Origin of the sequence: Paraburkholderia sp. 40, from assembly GCF_050434105.1 — a bacterium.
Taxonomy (GTDB): Bacteria; Pseudomonadota; Gammaproteobacteria; order Burkholderiales; family Burkholderiaceae; genus Paraburkholderia; species Paraburkholderia tuberum.
Genome location: NZ_JBNPVY010000002.1, coordinates 1,047,780 through 1,069,124 on the forward strand (window position 1 = coordinate 1,047,780; position 21,345 = coordinate 1,069,124).

18 protein-coding genes are annotated in these 21,345 nt (G+C 59.7%); 5 read left to right on the plus strand and 13 right to left on the minus strand.

Going from position 1 to position 21,345, the window contains the following annotated elements; all coding sequences use genetic code 11:
• Window positions 1-105 precede the first annotated feature (105 nt).
• From OKW28_RS06035 to OKW28_RS06075, 9 genes are all read right to left on the minus strand, one after another.
• Window positions 106-1,305, minus strand: a complete 1,200-nt coding sequence (locus OKW28_RS06035; protein WP_429444190.1) for an FAD-dependent monooxygenase — start codon at window positions 1,303-1,305, stop codon at window positions 106-108.
• A complete protein-coding gene (locus OKW28_RS06040; RefSeq protein WP_429444191.1) occupies window positions 1,302-1,748 on the minus strand; it encodes a PaaI family thioesterase in 447 nt (148 codons plus the stop codon). Before OKW28_RS06040 ends, OKW28_RS06035 begins: the two co-directional genes overlap by 4 nt.
• A complete protein-coding gene (locus OKW28_RS06045; RefSeq protein ID WP_429444192.1) occupies window positions 1,741-3,891 on the minus strand; it encodes a 3-hydroxyacyl-CoA dehydrogenase NAD-binding domain-containing protein in 2,151 nt (716 codons plus the stop codon). Before OKW28_RS06045 ends, OKW28_RS06040 begins: the two co-directional genes overlap by 8 nt.
• A 14-nt stretch (window positions 3,892-3,905) precedes the next feature.
• Complete coding sequence (locus OKW28_RS06050; RefSeq protein ID WP_429444193.1) at window positions 3,906-5,117, minus strand: acetyl-CoA C-acetyltransferase; 1,212 nt, start codon at window positions 5,115-5,117, stop codon at window positions 3,906-3,908.
• 226 nt (window positions 5,118-5,343) lie between these two features.
• On the minus strand, window positions 5,344-6,921 hold the full coding sequence (locus OKW28_RS06055; protein WP_429444194.1) for a class I adenylate-forming enzyme family protein: 1,578 nt from the start codon (window positions 6,919-6,921) through the stop codon (window positions 5,344-5,346).
• Between the two features lie 12 nt (window positions 6,922-6,933).
• Window positions 6,934-8,037, minus strand: a complete 1,104-nt coding sequence (locus tag OKW28_RS06060) for an alcohol dehydrogenase catalytic domain-containing protein (RefSeq protein WP_429444195.1) — start codon at window positions 8,035-8,037, stop codon at window positions 6,934-6,936.
• Complete coding sequence (locus tag OKW28_RS06065) at window positions 8,037-9,458, minus strand: aldehyde dehydrogenase family protein (RefSeq protein WP_429444196.1); 1,422 nt, start codon at window positions 9,456-9,458, stop codon at window positions 8,037-8,039. The genes OKW28_RS06060 and OKW28_RS06065 overlap by 1 nt, the downstream gene beginning before the upstream one ends.
• Before the next feature lie 11 nt (window positions 9,459-9,469).
• Window positions 9,470-10,744: a cytochrome P450 family protein gene (locus tag OKW28_RS06070; protein WP_429444197.1), complete on the minus strand. Its 1,275-nt coding sequence runs from the start codon at window positions 10,742-10,744 to the stop codon at window positions 9,470-9,472.
• A gap of 104 nt (window positions 10,745-10,848) precedes the next feature.
• The gene (locus OKW28_RS06075; RefSeq protein ID WP_429444198.1) at window positions 10,849-11,490 is read right to left on the minus strand and encodes a TetR/AcrR family transcriptional regulator; all 642 of its coding nucleotides are present in this window, start codon (window positions 11,488-11,490) and stop codon (window positions 10,849-10,851) included.
• Window positions 11,491-11,906: 416 nt separating this feature from the next.
• Here OKW28_RS06075 and OKW28_RS06080 point away from each other — a divergent pair, with 416 nt between their 5' ends.
• The 4 genes from OKW28_RS06080 (at window position 11,907) to OKW28_RS06095 (ending at window position 16,492) form a co-directional block, all read left to right on the plus strand.
• The gene (locus OKW28_RS06080) at window positions 11,907-13,001 is read left to right on the plus strand and encodes a porin (RefSeq protein ID WP_429444199.1); all 1,095 of its coding nucleotides are present in this window, start codon (window positions 11,907-11,909) and stop codon (window positions 12,999-13,001) included.
• 144 nt (window positions 13,002-13,145) lie between these two features.
• A complete protein-coding gene (locus OKW28_RS06085; RefSeq protein ID WP_429444200.1) occupies window positions 13,146-14,183 on the plus strand; it encodes a Rieske 2Fe-2S domain-containing protein in 1,038 nt (345 codons plus the stop codon).
• A gap of 262 nt (window positions 14,184-14,445) precedes the next feature.
• The gene (locus OKW28_RS06090; RefSeq protein WP_429444201.1) at window positions 14,446-15,801 is read left to right on the plus strand and encodes an MFS transporter; all 1,356 of its coding nucleotides are present in this window, start codon (window positions 14,446-14,448) and stop codon (window positions 15,799-15,801) included.
• Window positions 15,802-16,249: 448 nt separating this feature from the next.
• On the plus strand, window positions 16,250-16,492 hold the full coding sequence (locus tag OKW28_RS06095; RefSeq protein ID WP_429444202.1) for a hypothetical protein: 243 nt from the start codon (window positions 16,250-16,252) through the stop codon (window positions 16,490-16,492).
• A gap of 240 nt (window positions 16,493-16,732) precedes the next feature.
• On the opposite strand, the gene OKW28_RS06100 is transcribed toward OKW28_RS06095, so the two are convergent.
• The 3 genes from OKW28_RS06100 to OKW28_RS06110 form a co-directional block, all read right to left on the minus strand.
• Window positions 16,733-17,191 (minus strand): RES domain-containing protein, encoded by a 459-nt coding sequence (locus tag OKW28_RS06100; RefSeq protein ID WP_429444203.1) that lies wholly within the window; start codon window positions 17,189-17,191, stop codon window positions 16,733-16,735.
• Between the two features lie 267 nt (window positions 17,192-17,458).
• A complete protein-coding gene (locus tag OKW28_RS06105) occupies window positions 17,459-18,133 on the minus strand; it encodes a hypothetical protein (RefSeq protein ID WP_429444204.1) in 675 nt (224 codons plus the stop codon).
• Window positions 18,134-18,145: 12 nt separating this feature from the next.
• Window positions 18,146-18,853 (minus strand): site-specific integrase, encoded by a 708-nt coding sequence (locus tag OKW28_RS06110; protein WP_429444205.1) that lies wholly within the window; start codon window positions 18,851-18,853, stop codon window positions 18,146-18,148.
• 300 nt (window positions 18,854-19,153) lie between these two features.
• Here OKW28_RS06110 and OKW28_RS06115 point away from each other — a divergent pair, with 300 nt between their 5' ends.
• Window positions 19,154-19,777 carry a LysE family translocator gene (locus tag OKW28_RS06115; protein ID WP_429444206.1) on the plus strand — a complete coding sequence of 208 codons (624 nt, stop codon included), beginning with the start codon at window positions 19,154-19,156 and terminating at the stop codon, window positions 19,775-19,777.
• Between the two features lie 24 nt (window positions 19,778-19,801).
• On the opposite strand, the gene OKW28_RS06120 is transcribed toward OKW28_RS06115, so the two are convergent.
• The gene (locus OKW28_RS06120; RefSeq protein WP_429444207.1) at window positions 19,802-21,217 is read right to left on the minus strand and encodes a PLP-dependent aminotransferase family protein; all 1,416 of its coding nucleotides are present in this window, start codon (window positions 21,215-21,217) and stop codon (window positions 19,802-19,804) included.
• Between the last annotated feature and the right edge of the window lie 128 nt (window positions 21,218-21,345).

A 21,345-nucleotide genomic window follows, 5' to 3' on the forward strand; every position in this document is an offset into this window, starting at 1 on the left:
CATGTGACACTGAAGGACGCTTGCAGGAACGCGCTCCGAACGCCATCCGCTGCAACGCCGACCGGCGGCCGACGGGTGAGCCTGACGCAGACCCTCCTCGAAGATCTACCGCGCTGTGGCGTCGTAACCGTAAATCCACTCAGCGCGATGAGTAGTCGATTCCGGGGTTCGGAAGCCTTGAAGCATGAAACCGATGTTCCGCTTCATTCGTTCCCACGGCGAGCGGAGATGCAAGGTTGTCCCGCGTGCGCGGGCACCCAGCTGCACGCGGCTCGTTCGCGGAATACGTTGCCGCTCGTACTCCACCAACGTTTCCCGAATGCCGGCCCCGGATTGCTTAGAACCGATCTTGCTGGCGAGCTCATATCCGTCTTCAATCGCCATCGCCGCACCCTGTGCAAGGAATGGCAGCATCGGATGCGCAGCGTCTCCCAACAGGGTGACACGCCCCTCCGTCCAGCGGGAAAGGGGCTCCCGGTCGTACAGCGCCCACTTGAAGCAGTGCTCTGACTTGCTGAACGTCGTTAGTAACTCCTGATTCCAGCCCGAGTATGTCTCGAGAATTTCATCAACCGTGCTCGGCGTGGACCACGACTCCTGGGTCCACTCGTCAGTTTCATACACAGCAACGAAGTTCACCATCGCACCACCGCGGACGTAGTAGTGCACGACGTGCCCCTTCGGTCCGAGCCAGTTGGACGACGCAAGCTCCACATGGCCTTTGGGAAGCGCATCGACAGGCACCATCCCACGCCAGCAGATGTTCCCCGTGAAATGGGGCTTTTCGTCCCCAAATAAACTTCTTCGTACCACTGAGTGAATTCCGTCCGCACCAACGATCACATCAGCCTCGACAAGTTCGCCGCTGTCGAGCCTCAAACCTGCCGCGTTCCGGTCTTGCTCAATCCCGGTTGCGCGCTGCCCGAGGCGCAATGCCCCGGCGCCTAGACGTTCGGTGAGCGCGCGATGGAGGTCGGCACGGTGAAGGTGGTAGTAGCCAGCGCCGTAAACCCGCTCATACACCCCTTTGATTGGCGTCCGGTAAAGCACTCGCCCGCTCTTCCAGTCCCGCCCCGTGAACGCAACCGGCTCGCATGCCACCTCGCGGATCAACGGCTCGACACCAATCGCGCGCAGCACTTTGACTGCGTTCGGACTCATCTGAACGCCAGCGCCGACCTCACCGAGCTGAGACGCCTGCTCAATGACGACAACTTCGCACCCGCGTTGTCGCAGAGCAATGGCGGCCGCCAGGCCTCCAATGCCAGCCCCGGCAATGACCACCTTCGTGGAACGGGAATTCATGGTGTCATCTCCTGGCCGCTGCTTTCGCGCGGCATTGCAAACGTGGCACTCGCCTTCGCGGCGAGCTTCCGACTGTCATTCACTGATGTGACGACCATGGAAACAAACGCCAGGCTGGAACCGATGCGTTCGACCTTCGCCATCGCGATGGCATCGGCGCCTCGGATCGCACCGAGAAAACTGACGTGGAGATCAACGGTCGAAACCGGTCGGAACTCGCCCAGCTGACTTGCAATGGCCAGCACCATAGCGGTATCCGCCAACGTACAAATGGCTTGCCCTGAAATCACGCCATCGGGACGCGCGGCATGACGGGAAACCGGCATCCGGACGACGACTTCGTCCCCTTTGGCCCGCTCCACGCGCAGCCCCAATGCCTGCACCATTGGCGGGAACACCTGGTCGGAAATCGACTGCAGGTCCGTGCATGACAGATTAGCCAAGGTGCTCTCCTGCGCGGCCGCGAAAGCTGAGTCCGTTTTTAGCCATGTCGCGCAGGCTCGCGGGGGGAGCAAACCGATCGCCATAGCGAGCGGTCAGTTCTTCGCACTGGCGAATGAATTCGGGAACGCCAATACCGTCGACGTGCGATAGCACGCCGCCGAGGCTCGACGGGAACGACCATCCCAGAACCGATGCAACATCCGCGTCGGCCGGATCGTCGAAGATGCCCTCCTCCATCGCGCGGATGCTCTCCAGCGCCTGAATGTGAAGCAGCCGGTTCTCGATATCGGCTTCGTCCGGCACCGGCGCCGTCGCCGGAAATTCCTTGGCCAGGCCGGCCCAAGCCGTCCTGTCTCCGTTCGGCGCATAGTCGTAGACGCCCGCATTCACCTTGCGGCCTCGTCGTTCGAGTTGGGAGGCCATCCTATCGAGGACGTGCAACGCGCGGACGAACGGTTCGTGTTCCCTTCGCTCGCCAGCGAGGCTGCCGATGATGTCCAGAAGGAGGTCGAGTGACGTCTGGTCCGCCATAGCCAGAGGGCCAATGGGCATTCCCGCATTGACCGCCGCGTTGTCAACGACCTGCGGCGGAACACCTTCTGCGAGGAGCAGCAGCGCCTCTCGCGTGTACGCGCCTACGACACGGCTGGTGTAAAAACCACGGCTGTCGCGGACCACGATTGGCGTCTTCCCGAGTATCTGGCAAAGGTCCAGCGCCTTGGCGACAGCCTCGTCGGAAGTCGACTCGCCGCGCACGATTTCGAGCAGCGGCATCCGGTCGACCGGTGCAAAGAAGTGCATTCCGACGAAATTTTCGGGAACAGGAGCGAGATTCGCGAGTGTCGTGATGCGAAGCGTCGACGTGTTTGATGCGAACAGCACGCCGGGCGCGATAGCCATCGCCCGCTGCGTGACGTCTGCCTTGACGTGCTCACGTTCCACGACCGCCTCGACGATGGCGTCTACGCCGGCGAGTCGCCCGAAGTCAGCAGACGACTCGATTCGCTCAAAGATCGACGCAGCTTCGGTCTCCCTCAGGTACCCGCGCTCCAGTGCCTTTGCCAGATTCCTCCTAATGGCCGCGAGACCTGCGTCTGCGCGTTCCTGGGTGGCATCGAGAAGGACGACGTCGAGTCCGGCGCGCGCCGCAGTATGCGCGATGCCACTCCCCATTAACCCCGCGCCGATCACGCCAATGCGTTTCGGTTTGAACGTAGCAATGCCGACCGGCCGCGCCTTCAAACGCCGTGCCGAGTTGACGCCGTAGAACAACGTGTTGATCTTGTTTCTTGCAGCTTTCGAGCACGCAACGGCTGCGAAGAGTCGCGCTTCGATCTTTAGGCCGGCGTCGATCCCTCGCTCGACGCCGTGATGAAGCGCCTGGAGGATTGCCCCGGCAGCGGGATCGTCCGGCGATGTCTTGCGGCGAAGCCTGGGCCACGCCCCCATGAAGAACAGCCGCCCCTTCATTGATTGCGGATCGTCGCCCGGAACGGTATATCCTTCGCGATCCCACGGCTGCGTTGCAGCGCTGCCCCCGCGCGCGTCGGTCAGCCAGGCCGTGGCCGCATCCAGCAGTTCTGCCGCCGGAACTACGTCATCGATGATGCCGAGTGCGGCAGCAGCGTGAACCTTCAGCAGTTTGCCTTCAAGGAGGAGCGGGCCTGCCGTCGCGACGCCGATGAGGCGGGCAAGCCGCTGCGTTCCACCGGCACCCGGCATTAGCCCCAAGGTGACCTCGGGCAGCCCGATCCGTGTTGTCTCGCTATCCGCAGCGATGCGACGATGGCAGGCGAGTGCCACTTCCAGGCCGCCCCCGATCGCCGACCCGTTGATTGCGGCCACAACCGGCTTACCGCACGTCTCCAGCCGACGCAGGCATACACCGATATCCCTGACCAGTTCCAGTGCGCCGTCCGGGGTTCGGACCGCTCGCAACTCATTCAGGTCACCGCCGGAGATGAAGTCGTTTTTTGCCGACGTAACGATGATCCCCGTTACGTTGCCGTCCGTGACAACGGCCTCGACCGCATTCACAAAAGCCGCGATCGCAGCGCGATTCTTGACGTTGACGGGCGAACCCGCGACGTCCCATGTTAACGTCGCAATGCCGCTGCTTGGGTCCAGTGAAGCTTCAATCATGTTTGCGTCCTCGGTCAGATTCTTTCGATTACCGTTGCGACTGCCATGCCCAATCCAGTGCACATGGTTGCAACACCAAAGCGCGCATCGCGACGCTCCAGTTCATCAAGCAGCGTGCCGACGAGCATGCCGCCCGTTGCGCCGATCGGGTGCCCCAGCGCGATGGCGCCGCCGTTTGCGTTGACGATGTCCGGATCGACCCCTGCGTGCCGGTTGAAGTAAAGGACGACCGAGGCAAACGCTTCATTCACCTCAAACAGGTCGACATCCTTGAAGCTCAATCCGCAGCGCGCGAGCGCCCGTCGACTGGCTTCAACAGGCCCGGTCAGCATGATGCACGGCTCGATTCCGACCTGCGCAATGGCGCGAATCCTGGCTCGCGGCCTGATGCCCAGCGCTTCTGCGGAAGCAAGGTTCCCGATCAGGAGCGCCGAAGCGCCGTCTGCGATTCCCGAAGAATTGCCCGCGTGGTGGACGTGCAGCAGGCGGTCAAGGTGCGGGTAGCGGCGGCGAATCGTGATGTCGTAGCCGGCGTCAGCCGCCCTCTCGAAGGACGGCTTGAGCATTGCGAGACTTCCAACGGTTGTTTCCGGGCGGATGAGCTCGTCGCGATCGAGCATCAGCGTTCCATTGCTGTCGTGAATCGGTGCGATCGACCGATCGAATGCCCCTTCCGCCACTGCCTTCGCCGCACGTCGATGCGATTGCGCCGCCCATGCATCGACATCGTCGCGACTGAAGCCCTCGATCGTGGCGATCAGGTCGGCCGATACGCCCTGCGGCGTCGCCCACGATCTGTCGTTGAAGAATGTATCGCTCACAGTGGGGCCACCCGTCGAAAGCATCGGGACGAGTGACATCATTTCGATACCGCCTGCGACGAAGAGATCGCCTTGACCGGCCATAACCTTGCACGATGCGATATTCAATGCTTCAAGACCGGAGCCGCAGAATCGCGCGACGGTACTTCCAGCGACCGAATCGGCGTAACCTGCGTAGAGGGCAGCCGAGCGCGCGAGGTTCGCGCCCTGATCGTTGACGGCCTCGGCGCAACCGAAGATCACGTCTTCTACCTTCTCGCTGTTGAATCCCGCGTGGCGAGCCGGGATGGCTTTCAGTACTTCGCTGGCCAGTTCGATCGGTGACAGGGTGTGCAGGCCACCGTCCTTCTTGCCGCGCCCTCGCGGTGAACGCACCGCGTCGAAAATATAAGCGTCGTGTGTCATGAGACTTAAAGGCTCCCCGTGCCATGCACAGCAAGGCACTTTGTTCAGGATTGAAGTAAAATCCGCTCTTGCGTTCGCCACCTGTCGGTGCCGCCCAGGAGCGCGCGGCGCCAGTGGCGCGCCGTCAGGTCGAGACTGCGGTTTTCATGGCAAAAACATTCCCCTCGCCTCGCGGGACCGCAAGGCAACCGAATTCGAATCGATGGGTTACGCCGCGCTAGCGGCTTCAGAAGGACTTTGTCAGAGCCTCTTCCCTCAGTTGCGCCTTGCGGACTTTTCCTGCACCGCTCACCGGCAAGTGTTCGTCGCGAATCTCATAGCTCCGGGGCCGCTTGTATCCCGCGATCCGCGCGCGGCAATGCGCATCCAGGTCGTCTTCCGAAAGCTCGATATCTGGACGCTTGACGACAACCGCGTGGACCCGTTCGCCCCATTTGGGGTCCGGCAGCCCGATGACCGCGCATGCTGCAACACCCAGATGGCTCGTCAGCACGCTCTCGACTTCGGCCGAATAAACGTTTTCGCCGCCGGTCACGATCATGTCCTTGATGCGGTCGACGATCGTCACGAATCCATTGCGGTCGATCGACCCCACGTCACCGGTGTACAGCCAGCCGTCGCGAAGCACCGCTTCTGTCGCGGCAATGTTGCGCCAGTAACCCTGCATCATTTGCGGACCACGCACGACGATTTCACCGGGCTGCCCAGATTCCAGCGGTACGTCATCGACACCACGCACCTCAATCTCCGTCATCGGCAATGCCTGACCAGCACTTTGAAGCTCCCCTGCTAGCGGGCCATCCATCACATGGCGCTCGGGCGGTAGCGTCGTGCAGGCGCCGCACAGCTCGGTCATTCCGTAGAATTGCTGGAAGCGAGCTCTCGGCATGGCCTGCATCAGCCGCTGCAGGAGCGGTGCTGCGATCGACGAGCCTCCGTAGGCGACGGTACGAATGTTCACGAGCACTGACGCTTGAGCGGCAGTGAGCTGATCCAGCAGGGTCGCGAGCATCGTCGGGACGAGATTGACCTCCGTCACGCCGACTTCCGCCATTCGCTCGATCGCCTGGCCTGGATCGAACCGCGGCAAGAACGCGTGCGCACCGGCCGCAACTGTCAACGCCAATCCAATTCCGAAATCCGCAAGGTGGAACATTGGCGTGGCATGCAGATAGACGCTGTCGGCCTGAAACCGAAGCGCATTCGCCATCACCAAGGCCTGCACGGCGAATGACTTGTGCGACAGCATGACGCCCTTGGGTCGCCCCGTCGTCCCACCGGTATAGAAAATCGCCGCAGTCGATTCATCACTAACCTGTGTCGGAACTCCGCGGGTCGCGGGTTCCATGCGGCGCAACAGTGCGAGTAATGCAACTGGAACGTTAAAGGCCGCCAATGACAACACCTTCGACTCCTCCAAGGCGATCAACGACTTCAAGCTCTCCACCGATGTGACGACTTCGCGCACGACTGCAGCATGGTCCTCGTCAAACATCATGCAACTTACTTGTGCATCATTCAGGATTTCGATAATTTCAAATTCGGCAAGCCTGTGGTTAATCGGAACTAAAACCGCTCCAGCCGCCCAGATCGCATACTGTGCCTCAAGAAACTCTGGTCGATTGAGCGACAGCAGTGCGACCCGATCGCCGGGACGGACGCCAAAGGCCGGCAAAGCATGCGCAACAGAATTGACGCGGTCCGCGAATGTCTTCCACGATACCTTGTTGGGGCCAGTTATCGCCCAACCGTCGGGGTTGATTCGAGCTGCTCTCGTCACCGAGGACGTCAGACAAAGATTCATCGTCTCACCTTGCTATACACTCAATACGGTTCGAATTCCTACGCCGTTACGCATGTCATCGAACGCCTCGTTGATCTCCTCCAACGGACGCTCTCTCGTCACTAGCCCCGTCAGATCCAGCCTGTTATCGCAGCGCAGGTCCAGATATCGAGTCATGTCGCGCTGCGGATGGGAATTGCCGAGGAAGGAGCCCTTGATAGTCAGCTGCTTCAGTACGACGTCCAGCGCTGGCACAGCGACAGTCGTTCCGACCTGTGCCACACCAATCAGGACAATCTGACCGCCCTTCCTGACGAGGCGCGCGGCCGTCTGCATCGTGCCAGGTGCACAGACACAATCAAAAACGTAGTCAAAACCCTCGTTCTCGAGGCAAGGTAAGGCGCCAGCCGACAGTGCTTCATCGTCACTGTCGAATACCGCGTTAACGCCCATGGTCAGGGCCTTGTCGCGCCGTGCCTGGTGTGGATCAATGCCTATCGCAGTCTTGACGCCGGCGAGTCTCAGACCCTGGACAGTGGACAGGCCGATTCCGCCCAGTCCGATGACAGCGGCGGTTTCCCCTGCGTCGACCCCGGCGATGTTGAACACCGACCCGAGTCCGGTCTGTACTGCACATCCGACCACCGCCGCCTCACTCAACGGGACGCTGTCCGGCACCGGCACGACACCAGCCCTGTCGATCAGCGCATACTCGGCAAACGCGCCCAAGCGCAATCCCTGCGTAACCGGCACGCCTTTGCGGCGCAGGCGCGAGGCGATGACCGTGTTGGCTGTTGCAGGGCTCGCCGTGGCTTTGCAAAGCACTGGCTGATCGCGCAAGCAGAACTCGCATCGGCCACAAGGTGGCCTCATCGACAAGACCACTCGATCGCCGATCCTGAGATCGTCCACGCCGCGGCCAAGTGCCTCGACCGTACCCGCTGCTTCATGTCCAAGAATGGCCGGCAATGGATATGGCATCGATCCGTCGACGATGCTAAGGTCCGAATGGCACACGCCACAGTGACGGATCCGGACAAGCACTTCGCCAACGTTCGGATCATCGATCTCCACATCGTCGACGATCTTGAGGCGGCTCCCCGTCGACTCGAGCAAGGCGGCACGCATTTTTCGCATCACTCGACTCCCGCATTTACGTTGAGGACCTTGCGAATGCTGAAATCGTCGCAACCCCACTCGCCCAGCTCATAACCAAATCCGCTTGCCTTCATTCCGCCGAATGGCAATTCGGGATCGGGCGGTACAGCATGCTGATTCACATAAAGATTCACCGCCTCCAATCTGGATGCCGCGTCGACAGCGGCGCTTACGTCGGTCGACCAGACAGAGCCACCAAGGCCAAACTCAGAAGCGTTCGCTCGATAGATGGCTTCGTCGACCGTGTCGAAAGGCAATACAGGAAGAGCGGGTCCGAATTGCTCCTCCTTCACTATTCGGGTCGCGTCGCTGACGTCCGAAACAATTGCTGGTTTCAGGAAATGTCCGGCGTAGCCGTCGAGCGGCTCGCCTCCTACATGAATCGTGCCTCCTTGCGCCACGGCATCGTCAAGCAGTGCGCGAACATGATCGCGTTGAGCCCGGTTGTTCAGCGGCCCCATCTGCGTATCCCAATTAAGCCCCGGTCCTACGCGCCAGTGCCGTGCAATTTCTATAAGGCGCTCAAGCATCGGATCAAATATGCTCCGGTGAACATACAGCCGCTTGATCGCGCAGCACAGCTGCCCGGCGTTCGCAAATGCGTTGTTAAAGATCTTTGGGGCGATGTCCGCCACATTGGCATCGCGACAGACGATCGCCGCGTCGTTCCCGCCAAGTTCCAGCGTCAAACGCTTTAGCATCGGTGCGGAGCTTTCCATTACGCGAATGCCGGTCTGCGTAGAACCCGTGAAGGAGACCTTAAGAATACCAGCATGTTCGACAAGTGCTTGGCCGATATCGCCTTCGCCAGTGACTGTATTTATCACACCGGCAGGCAGAATGTCCGCAAGCCGCGCGCAAAGCATCAATGTCGTGAGAGGCGTCGATGGCGCCGGCTTGATCACGACCGTGTTCCCGGCCCAAAGGGCGGGCGCAAGCTTCATCATCAGGATCGCGATAGGATAGTTCCACGGGACGATCAGTCCCACCGTGCCAATGGGTGCGCGCACGACGTCGACATACTCGGACGATCGTTGACGTAACGTTTCCCTGCGCTGATCCTTTTGCGCGTAGTACGTTAGCAGCCGCACCGACGTTGCGATCTCCCCCTTGGCGGCCGCCAATGGCTTACCTTGCTCGCGACTGAGAACATGCGCGAGTTCGGCACTGCAGACTTCGATCCTGTGCGCACATTGCGCCAGCATTGCCTTACGTGCCGGCAAGTCGTTGGCCCAGCTTCCGCGCGCCGCGGCGTTGGCTGCAGCAACCGCCGCGTCAAGGTCGTCAATGGTGGACACCGGCGCCCGAGCAACGATATCCAATGTGGCGGGATCTTTTACGTCATAGACGTCCGACGCGCTCGCGCTCGCGCCGCTTACAAGGTTGAAGTAGGTTTCCATCGATTCCTCTCCTATTGTGATTGGAGGACCGACGTCGCGCCACTGAGACTGACCGGCATCGACTGCGCACCGCGAATCACGGTGCTCACCCAGGGTATATCCTCCGGGGCGCACGCGAGCGTCATCTGCGGGAATGCCTTAACGATACGACCGACCGCAATCTGCGCTTCCATTCGGGCGAGATGAGAGCCAAGACAAAAGTGCGGACCATGGCCGAATGCGGTGTGCTGCTTGATAGAGCGCATGATATCGAAGCGATCCGGATCCTCAAATCGGGCGGCATCGCGATTCAATGCGGCGATGAGTACCTGAACGAAGCTGCCGCGAGGAATCGTGGTATCGCCGATGGTCACGTCCTCGACCGTGACGCGAAACGTCGTCCGATGCACGGATCCGTCATAGCGCAGCGTCTCTTCTACGGCCTGTTTGACAAGGGCTGATTCAGCACGGAGCAGGGCCATTTGCTCCGGGTTGCGCAACAAGTGCAGCAGCGTGTTGCCGATCAGGCCGACGGTCGTTTCGTGCCCGGCGATGAGTAGCAGGTATGCCATGCTCCGAATCTCGTCGTCGCTCAGCGCGTCCTTCGCATTGCGTAGAGCAATCATCGCCGACAGCAGGTCCGATTGTTCGTCGGGCGATGCTCCCGGCGCAACGGCTGCGCGCTTGGTCTCGATCAGCCGCGCAAGATAATCCTGAAGCAGGGAGATACCTTTGTCTTGTTCACTGTGACCGGGGGTCATAGCCCATGCCGCCCACTGCCGGAAATCCGCTCGGCGTTCTTCCGGCACTCCCAACATCGTGCAAATGACCGTGATACCAATGGGATAGGCGAAATCGGCGATCAGGTCAGCGGCGTCCCGTCCACGCATCCCGTTGATGAGGTCATCGACCAGTTTTTCGATCATCACGCGCAGCGCTTCTAGCCGCCGGGGCGAGAAAGCGAGATTCACAAGCGATCGCAACCGCGTATGTTCAGGCGCGTCCGTGTTGAGCAGATTTCCGGCTTGCGTACCGGAGATGGGAAAGCCAGAACTCGGGCCGCTCTTGCCAGTCTTTGCGAGCGCCAGTTGCATATATTGCGACCCCTTCGCAATGCGCGGGTCATTCAACGCAGCCAAACCTTCGGCCCAATGGGTGACGAGATAGATCTCCGTGCCAACGGCGTTTCGAGCGCGGACAACCGGACCCCTGGCTGCCAGCTCCTTGTACACGGGATGAGGATCGAGCATTCGCTCACAGTGCGGGAGATTGAACAATCCGTCACTGGTATGGGAAACGTGGACCATCGCTGCTGTCTCCATTTAGTATATTTTCTGCCGAGCCAATGGCGCGGCGTATAGACGAGCGCCACCCTGCCGACAGGCATCCGTAACTGCAAATTGAGGCAATGTCAGGGCTTGGTGGGCTCTTCGCGCCAGCGGATGGCGCCGACCACCATCTTTGTCAGGGTGTCCGTCAGCACGTCGTCATTCACGTCTCGACCGAGCATTTGAAGGTCGCCATTGGCCACAACCCAGTTGTAGCAAGTGAACTCAATCATGGAGCACAAACAGGAGCCCGCAATCTCAGGGTCGACACCTGTGCAATATCCCAGCCGCTGCGCGAGGCGAATACGCGTGCTACTAACACGGACACCCTCCGCGCGAATCTCACGCCAGATTGCGGCGAACGACTCGTTCACCATCGAAGCCTGGAAAACGGCGACCGCCACCACGCCGTGTTCACGATAGACCCTCCAAAACGACAGTAGCATCTCGCGGAAATTCTCGAACGGGTCCTCGTGCACGTCCGGAGGGTTGATGTTGTCACGCAGCGCGATCCTGAACTCTTCGGCAAGCGCAAGCAGCAACTCCTCCTTGTTCTTGAAGTACTGATAGAAGGAGCCGATGGCCTTGCCCGCTTCTTCCGCAATATCAGTAATTTTTGCGTTCACGTACCCGTCGCGCGCCAGCACACGCCGCGCCGCATCTTTGATCGCCGCCTCGGTTCTGGTGCGCTTTGCGCCTGCCCGACGGACCTGCAATGTCTCCATGGACTCACCCTATTTAGCTCGTTCTCATGGCACTACTGTAGCAAAGCCGCGCTGAAAATGAAAGTGAATTCATTTTCTTAAAGCCAACCTAGGGTAATCCGCTAGCGGTCACCCATGCTCGCCCGCGCAGTCCAGCGAGGGGCGCGCCAGGGACGGTCCCGCTTTTCCCCGCCAGGTGGCGTCCGTCACTGCCCCGGCAGGGTTGCCGCGAACGGCCAGGTTGGGTGCTGGGTGTTTACCACGACGACAAAAGAATGTGAATTCACTTTCATTTTCTGAGTCCTTTTGCTACATTCAATTCGCCTCTCGTATGCGGCGTCTGACTACGGAGACCCGAAAATTGGGCTCGGCAAGCAGGCGAGACTCGTAAGCATAGCTAAATAAAAATATTACAAATATCTGGGTTGGAGACGATCGTGAAGAAATTGGCATGTGCAGCTTTGTTCCTCGGCGCATCAGCTGGTAATGCGTTCGCTGGAAGCGTAACCCTATACGGAATCATGGACACCGGGATTGAGTATCTGACGAACGCTGACCTCAAGGGTAACTCCGTAGTTCGAATGCCGATCAATACAGGAACGTACACGTCGCGTTGGGGACTAAAGGGCGACGAAGGGCTGGGGAATGGTTACAAGGTGGTTTTTACGCTCGAAAACGGTTTCACGGTCGGCAACGGGACGATCGGCCAAGGCGGTCGGGAATTCGGGCGCCAAGCCTACGTCGGATTGTCCAGTCGGTACGGCACCCTAACCTTCGGCCGTCAATGGACGATGACACTCAATGCACTTGCAGACACCGAACTGATGGGGCCGAACATCTACGGTTTGGCGGCCTTCGACGCGTATCTACCAAATGCCCGCGCGGACAACTCAATCAGCTACAAGGGCTCGTTCTCGGGTCTCAGCATAGGCGCCACATACTCGTTCGGGCGGGACGCAGTTGGCGGTTGTGCCGGTCAAGCGCCCGGATCGCCGTCTTCGTGCCGCGATTGGTCTGCATACGCGGAGTATGCATGGAAGAGTTTCGGGGTCGCCGCTGGATACGACGCGCAAAGTGGCGGGGACCCGTCGGCAGCTACGTCGTTCTTCAACGGTGCAGCCCCAATCAAACTGTCCAACTCGTCTGACAAAGACTGGCGAGCCTATCTGAGCGCCTTTGCACGCTTCGGGAATGCAAAGGTCGTCGCAGGCTGGATTCACCGCCAAGTGTCCGCGTCCACGTCCGTCACATCGAACATTTATTACGGTGGTCTCAGCTATATGTTAACCCCGTCCTTTACGTTGGATGGTCAAATCGGACGAGTCATAAACACGGACCAGCAACGTAGCGCGTCAATGGGCGTGGTCCGTATTCTTTATAGCCTTTCGAAGGCAACCACGCTTTACGTTCAGGCTGCGCATTTAATCAACAGCGGAAACGCCCAGTACACGGTGAGCGTCGGCGGCAATAACACACCGGCTCCCGGGAAATCGCAAACTGGCATGATGGCTGGCATTAGGCACTTCTTTTAAAAATGACCGGAACATCCTCATGACGTAAATCGAAAGCAATAAATGTATCAATGTATGCGCAAACTCGGCGGCGTTCGCTATTTTTCCGAACCAATTTCGACGCGTTAATTCACCCAACTATCTGTATGGACCTCGGAGATCGGTATGCTGGATGTCAACAACTGGTATATGGCGGGATGGAGCACCGAACTGACAAGCAGAGACCTGCTTAGTCGGAAGGTGGCCGGATTGCCTATCGTTCTTTACCGACCGACGGATGCCGCGATCACCACCCTCCTCGATCAATGCTGTCATCGGGGCTATCCTCTTTCCAAGGGCGAATTAACCAATGGCGTGATCCGGTGCGGCTATCACGGGCTAATGTACGGAGCTGATGGCCTCTGTATCAAGATTCCAGGGCAGAACAAAATCCCGAGGGCCGCGAAAATAAGAGCCTTCCCTACTGTCGAGCAAGACGGAATAATCTGGGTCTGGACAGGGGATGAAGCGTTGGCTGATCCTCGGGCGATTGTGCGGTTTTCTTGGCATAACTCGACAGACTGGCACTGGGCCGGAAGGCATGTCTATTACCGCGCTCCTCAGGAGCTGATCTACGACAACCTCCTGGATCTTACCCATGTCGGATACGTCCACAAGTCCACAATCGGGGGAGATGAGGAACGTCATTCGACAGCCGAAGTTCAGTGGAAACGAGAAGGCAATGAGGTTCAAGTATTGAGATGGATGCGCGGAGTTTCGCTCCCGCCGGCTTATCGGATAATTAGTTCATTTGAAGGGCCTGTAGATCGATGGCAAATAACGCGATGCAACCCTGGAGTCGTGATGATCCATACAGGCGCTGTGCCAGCAGATAGCGACCCCGGCGACCTTGAGCACGGCAGATCAGGATATCGCGGGCACAGTTTCCAGGCCATTACTCCAGAAACAGAGACCACCAGCCATTACTTCTGGTCAGTTGGAATAGATCGGAAGAACACTTCGGGTGAACTGCTCGACGCCAAGATCGCGTCAACCTCCGAGACTTTTGAAGAAGACAGAGCCGTTATTGAAATGCAGTGGCAGCGCCAGTCTGAAGTGCCGAGAGCTTACGTCGATATCGCCAGCGACAGTCCCTCCTTGGCTGTTCGACGAATTCTCAGCGAGAACTATGAAGCCGGGCTCCGTACACCGGTGAGCAGTTAATCAATTCGGTCAGTCAATCTCTTTGCAGCGTCGAGCTCGGCCGCGGTACCGAGCGCGGTCATCCTGCAGTGATGCCCGCTGCTTGGCTCCTTATAGGGGTCGTTATTGTTAATGACGAAAAGACGCGGAAAGGACAGGTCACGTCCAGCTTGCTAGAAGTTGAAGTCAGGTGTTGGCGGTGAAATTACGCACAGGTTCGAGAGCCTTCTGCATATTGAGCGCCCAGCCTTCCAGGTGTCAATAAATCGAAAAGGAGATAGAAATGCAGAGTCAATCGCTGCGGCAGATTGTTGCTAACGCGCGGCTGGGGAAATTTCACTTCGTGCTGCTGGCGTGGTGTGCATTCATTGTGCTATTCGACGGATATGATCTTGTCATCTTTGGAGCCCTTGTTCCAACCTTAATGAAGGAGTGGCACCTGAACGCAGTGGAAACAGGAACGCTTGGCAGCATGGCATTGGCCGGAATGTTGGTCGGTGCACTTGCTATGGGCCCGTTAGCTGACAGGTTCGGCCGACGGTTTGTGCTGCTTCTCTGTACGATTCTATTTAGTGCCATGTCGTGCCTTAGTGCATTTGCACCGAGACCTTCAGTCTTTGGCCTGCTGCGTCTCTTGACAGGCATCGGACTTGGCGGAGCAATCCCCAACGCTGTTGCACTTGTCGATGAGCTATCGCCCGAGAGGCGCCGGGGGATTTCGGTCACAGCGGTCATGGCCTTCTATGCGATCGGCGGAATGGTTTCTGCGGCGGTCGCAATCTTTGCAATCCCTAGTGTGGGATGGAGGCCGACGCTTTACTTCGCCACAATTCCGCTGGTTACCTTGCCATTTATGTACCGCACCCTGCCAGAATCAGTTTCTTTCCTGCTGTCGACCGGGCGCTTGGATAGGGCCATTGAGACTCTCAGGAGAATTGATCCCACCGTTCACCTCAGCGGGGATACCACGAGTGCGGCAGCGTTAAAGACTTCTCCTGCCATGATGACCTCTGTTTCGTCGCTGTTCAGTGACGACCGTTTCGACCGTACTCTACTGATCTGGCTGGTGTCCGCAGCCTGCATGCTCTTGGCCTACGCGCTGAATACCTGGCTACCGAAATTGATGGTGAGCGGCGGCTATCCCCTTGTGTCAAGTCTATCGTTTCTTATGCTGCTAAATGCCGGCGCAGTCCTCGGTAGCGTCCTTGGAGGCTGGCTGTCAGATCGCTTTGGAACTCGGGAAACGGTGATCGGATTCCTGATCTGTGCAGCAGCGTCGTTGGTATTGCTCGGCACCAAGCCGCCGCAGCCCTTTCTATCGATGATGCTGCTTCTTGCCGGCGCGTCGACAATCGGAACCCTTTCTATCGTCGCGTCCTTTGTGGCAAAAGCGTACCCCGCGGAGATAAGGGCGACGGCCGTAAGCTATTCATCGGCAGCAGGAAAGCTCGGCGCGATGATAGGGCCGCTGCTAGGGGGCCTGATTCTCGGGATGGGGCTACCATTCTTTCAAAATTTCATCGTATTTGCGATCCCTGCACTGCTAGGCATCGGTGCCCTCCTCGGGATTCGGAAGAACACAGAACTCGATGCTTCGACCACCGCCGTGATTCGGCCACTTAAAAACGAACATCATTAGTTGCCGGGAGCTCCTCAACGCTGCTTGCCACGAAGCCGCTCACAAAATGATTCACGGACGTTTTTTGGTGGCGTGGCGACGCGATCGTGCGGTCGCCCCTGTCCGCAGGAGATGCGAACGAGTTTTGTTCGCCGATATTTCGTTCATATCGTTGCGTTGTCAGTTCTCGAACCATGTGTGCGATGACCCCAAGTCGACCGGCTCGACCGACCGGACATTCAGCCCATAGCATCGCGCTTCGTATCCATCACAGAGCAAGGCTAATTCCTGTTGATCAACGTACGTGTCGCCTCAACAATTTAGTGATCTCGCTACACCGGCGCAGGGATTTGTCCTGCGGGTAGTACTCGAATCCCCATGGTGTCCGAGCAGTCGCGTTGCCGCATATAGGGCATTGCTCGTCCCACCGCCGCCCGACTCATCAATAGTCTCTGCAACAAACAACTGGTTGAACGTCAACCGGGCACATCAAGGCAGAGGGTGGTATGCCCATCCGACTGAGGCGGGCAAAGCCCTTGACAGGCCGATCAATGCTGCGCGCTCGGAGATCGCTAGAGCGATGCGTGCGGAGCTTGGAGTGGAGATGCTCGAATCCGCTGTCGCCAGCATGGAGCGCTCGGAGGTTGCTTTCGGAGAAGCAAATTTTCACATCGGTAAATTGTTTTCTCTCTATCTGTCGAAGATTGGATGAGTCAACACCGATCACGCGCCAGCAAGTTCGAAGGGGAGGCGCGACGTCGTTAAAGTCTCTTCTCGGCCCCTGAGGAGACCTTCATATTCAAGAAAAGCGCACGCAAACGGCGGTCGGTAATGACCATGCTCGTTTCCCGATAACGGCTAGTCGCGCCGCGCGGCGTTGAAATGACGTCCGTGCTCCGTCGGGGTCACGCTAATTCGGCCATAATAGTCGCGCGCGGCGATAGCCTTGGCCTTACGGAGCGTCGCGAGCGGGTGGCTCAGTGCGCATATCGTCCTCGCGAAAACGGGCGTAGATCTCGGAGTCGACGAATCGCGTGATCACCACCTCGGCGCTCGCGAACAGCTCTTTGGCCGCCCAATCCGCAAGCGCTAGCGCGGGAGAACCTTTCACGCGCCGGGACGGATAGACGAAGCCATCAGGCTGCTCCTCGGGAGGCATCGTCAGCATCGCCTCGCGAATCCTCTGGCCAAACAGCTGGCATGCCGCGTAGTCGCCGTCAGAGATTGCGTCATGAAAGCCGAGCCGGCTGCTATGGACCTCACCGAGGTTCCACAGCAAGAGCGGCCGCGTAAATTTCACATATGCTAGCGGTCCCCCTTCCTCTGCCCGGGCTGTGATATGGAAGCCCGTTCCCGGACCGCGATTGTTCAGGACCAGCCGGCCTTCCCACGCTGCTACCAGGCTATCCATGCCGAGATACCGCCAAGTGAACGGAAGCCGCTGATCGCCGCCGGCCGTTTCGGGGGGGCGGACCGAAACGGCCCGGCACAAACGGCGACGCCGTTGCTACATACTTCGGGTTGGTGACGGCACGCACAAAAACGCGATTGACTTCGTAGGTGTAGTGCTGCTTCCCTAGCGCATGCAGGATCTGGGCTGTAGCCGGGACCTTTTCGTCCAGCCGCAGCAACCGTTCCAATTCTGATTTTTTGTGTTCTGACATTGGATTTCTGTTGCTCAATCCAGGTCAGCCACCTCCATCCTCGCCAGCGCAACGATCCTGTCGAGCCGCACCTTGACCGGAAGCGACAGCATCCGGGCCTGTGCGGGCGTCACACTCCGTCGGTCCTCAAACGGCATTCCCGCGAGGACTTCAGCAGCCGACAGTTCATTCAGCGACTCATGCTCGGACATAAAGAAGGTGTTGACCTGCATCCGTGAATTACTGCGGAGAATCTCGAGCAGATGCGGCAGATGCGAGGGCACGTCCGCCGTGAATTGCCATGCGGGATACGCGCGGCCATTCTTCTTGCCGGGCGGCACCACGCTGTAGAACAGGGCGTGGTCACCGCGGTAGAGCGTGCTCTTTGACATCCCGGTTCGCTCGATCACCTCCTCAGGACTCCATTTGGCAACTGGCAGCCAAGACGGCTGATCCATACCACCGCGACCGGTGTCCCGGATCAGCCACTCAGCCAGCCGCGCGGCAATCTCGCGGCGGGCGGACTGGCTGGTCAGGCCTGCCGTCTTTCCGGCGCCCGACTTCACCGCTGCACCTGCGGATACACCAGCGAGCAGGTCTGCCGCGATCTTCTCGATCAAGGCATTCGCGTCGCCAGCGTACTGTCCATTCACAAGTGCTCGCAGGTCGGCTTTCGCACTTGCGTGGTTGCGTTTGGTTGCCAGTTCCATTTCAACTCCTGATCAGCAATCCAAGGGAGGCGCGCCGACAGCCGCGAGCATGCCGGATCGGGACGCGACACTCCGGCTGGAGAAGCGGCCCGCACGAGGCCGGCGAACGCGCTGCCCAAGACGGGAAATGAGTCGGGCGCTCGCCTCGCGGCGAAGCACGGCGACTATCACGTCAAGCCCTCGCATCCGTGCGACGCGAAACCCGCCCGTGTCGCGCGCAGTGCGCTCCTCCCCGCACAACGTCCCACAAAGGACCTTCCCACAGTAGCTTATGTAACTGTTGGACGTCGCCAGTAGATAGCCTGCCCGAACCGGGACGCCCGTCTCGGTCTTCCGCAGTAGGCGGTCCAATTGAGCAAGGCGCTCCCGCTGAACTATTGTTGCTTGAGGAGGTTTTTTCTCCCGCCCTCTGCGTGGAGGAGTACGTCCACGGCCTTCCAAACTTTCCAGAAACCGCCTTATCTGATCAGCGTTGACGGTCAATACATTTTGCTTCGGACAACACTCACTGAGGAATCTTTGAAACGCACGCAACATTGATCCGTACATCGCAATCGAATTCCGAGCAAATTCACGGTCACCACTCGAGAGAGAATGTGTGATCCAAAATTCAAACGCCGCATCAGGATCTTTAATCCACTCCTCCCTAGATATTGCTACGCCTGACCATTCGGGGTCTGCAGGTGAATCGAAGCGCTCTGCCATTTTGCCTTGCTGCATGATCACCTCACTGTGCCGTATTCGCGTGATCGATTCTCACACAGCATTTTCCGAATCATCAAATATCGTGCAAGCGGAAATTCGTCGCACGATTGCAATCTCATTTAAATTGTCGGAAATCTCATTTAAAGCGGCGGGAATCTCAACTCTAATGCCGTCTTATGCGTGGCGACGCTTTCCGGCCAATCAGGTCATCATCGATCCGTACCGGACATCATTTTCAAAACCGTACAGGTACTGTACCGGCACCTGTCGCTAGAATGAGCCTCACCGTTTTCTGTTGGCGACACCGGAGCCCTCATGTCTTTCGTCACTCTCAGCGCGCTGCCCGCCGGCATCCTGTTCGCGCTCGTCACCTCGATCACGCCCGGTCCGAACAACACGATGCTGCTCGCGTCGGGCGTCAATTTCGGCTTTCGCCGCACGCTGCCCCATCTGTCCGGCATCAGCGTCGGCGTGGTGCTGTTGATGTTGTCGGTCGGCATCGGCCTCGGCGAGGCGTTCGTGCATTTCCCCGTGCTGTACACGGTGCTCGAAGTCGTCAGCGTCGCTTATCTGCTGTATCTGGCGTGGAAAATCGGCACGTCGGGCGAACTGAAGCTCAGGAACGGCGAGCGTCGCCCGATGCGCTTTCACGAGGCGATCGCGTTTCAGTGGGTCAATCCGAAGGCATGGATGATGGTGCTGACCGCCGCGACGACGATTCACCTGAGCAACAGCTTCGGCATGAACGCCGTCGCGATGGCTGCGGTGTTCTATGTGATCGGCTTTCCGTGCATCTGCGTGTGGGCCGGTTTCGGCACCGCGATGCGCGAGGTGCTGTCGAACCCGAAGCGGCTGCGCGTCTTCAACATCGCGATGGCGCTGCTGCTGGTCGCGTCGCTGTATCCGATCGCGCTGAAGCTGTTCGGGCACGGCGGCTGAGCTTTCGACGCGCGCCGCCGCGGTCTACCACGCCCCCTGCCCGACCCGCTCGATGAAGCGCCACAACGCGTCGTCGCTCGAATACGGCGCGTTGAAGCGGAACCACGCGCTCGGCGCGTCGTCGGGACGGAAGTAGGAGCCCGGTGCGAGCCAGATGCCGTGCGCGAGCGCGGCGGTCGCGACCTCGGCGGCGCGCTCCGCTTCGATCGGCAGACGCGCCAGCATGAAGAGCCCCGCGCGCGGCCGGTGAAACACCTCGAGCCCGAGCGCGTCCAGCCGTTCTTCGAGTGCCACGTGCGCGAGCTTGAGCCGTTCGTTGACCATCTCGACGTGGCGCGCGTAACGCCCTTCCACCAGCACCTTGTCGACGATCCGCTCGATCGTTTCCGACGACGTCAGCCCCACCGCCATCTTCGTGCGCGCGAGTTCGCGCAGCACCGCCTGCTCGGCCACCACATAGCCGCAGCGCAGCGACGGCGTCACCGTCTTCGAAAAGCCACCGACGTGCAACACGCGCTGCAAGCCTTCCATCGCCGCCAGTAGCGGCGCGCCGGCCGGCGCGAGTTCGCGGCTCACGTCGTCCTCGATCACCCAGATGCGCTCGCGCTCGGCGATCTGCAGCAAGCGGAACGCGGCCGACATGCCGAAGGTCGCGCCGGTCGGATTCTGGAGCGTGGTGTTGACGAAGATCGCCTTCGGCTTGTGCCGGGCGACCAGCGTTGCGAGAACGTCCGTATCGACGCCGGCCGGCGTGCGCGGCACGCCATACACGAGCAGCCCGGCGAGCTTCAGGATCTGCAGCAGATTGCAGTAGCCGGGATCTTCGACGATCACCGCATCGCCCGCGCGCAGCAGCGTGCGTACGATCAGATCGAGCCCCTGCGTCGCGCCCTGCGTGAGCAGCACGTTCGCGACGTCGACGGGCAGCCCGCGCCGGTCGAGTTGTTCGGCGATGCGCTCGCGCAGCGGCGCGAAGCCGTACGGATGGCCATAGTCGCCGAGGCGCGCGGCCGGCACCCGGCTCAGCGCGCGCAACGAGTGCTGCAGGCCGCTCTCGTTGGTCCATTCGCTCGGCAGCCAGCCGCAGCCCGCCTTGATCGGCACCGAGTGATCGGCGAACACGTCGGAGAGCAGCCATGTCGCGGTCAGGCTCGGCGGCGTCCAGTCGGCGACAGCCGCCCGCGTGGACGGCGAGCGCGCCGCCACCCGATAGCCGGAGCCGCGCCGCGCGACCACGAGGCCCATCGACACGAGCCGGTTGTACGCCTCGGTCACGGTGAAGGTGCTCAGCGCGTGGCTTTGGGCAAGCTGCCGCACCGACGGCAGCAGTGCGCCGGCGCGCAGCGATTGCGAGTCGATCGCGCGCGCGAAGCTCTGCACGACCTGTTCGACGAGCGTCGGCGCCGCGCGCCGGTCGCGTTGAAGGTCCAGTTCGATCATGTTTCGGGCGAAAAACGAGGGGCAAAAAGACGGACCGCGGACCGCTCGCCTACCGGAACAGTTCGCGCGAATCCACCAGCACAGTTGACACCACACTTGGTCAACTGTTTATGCCGCCATTAAACCGC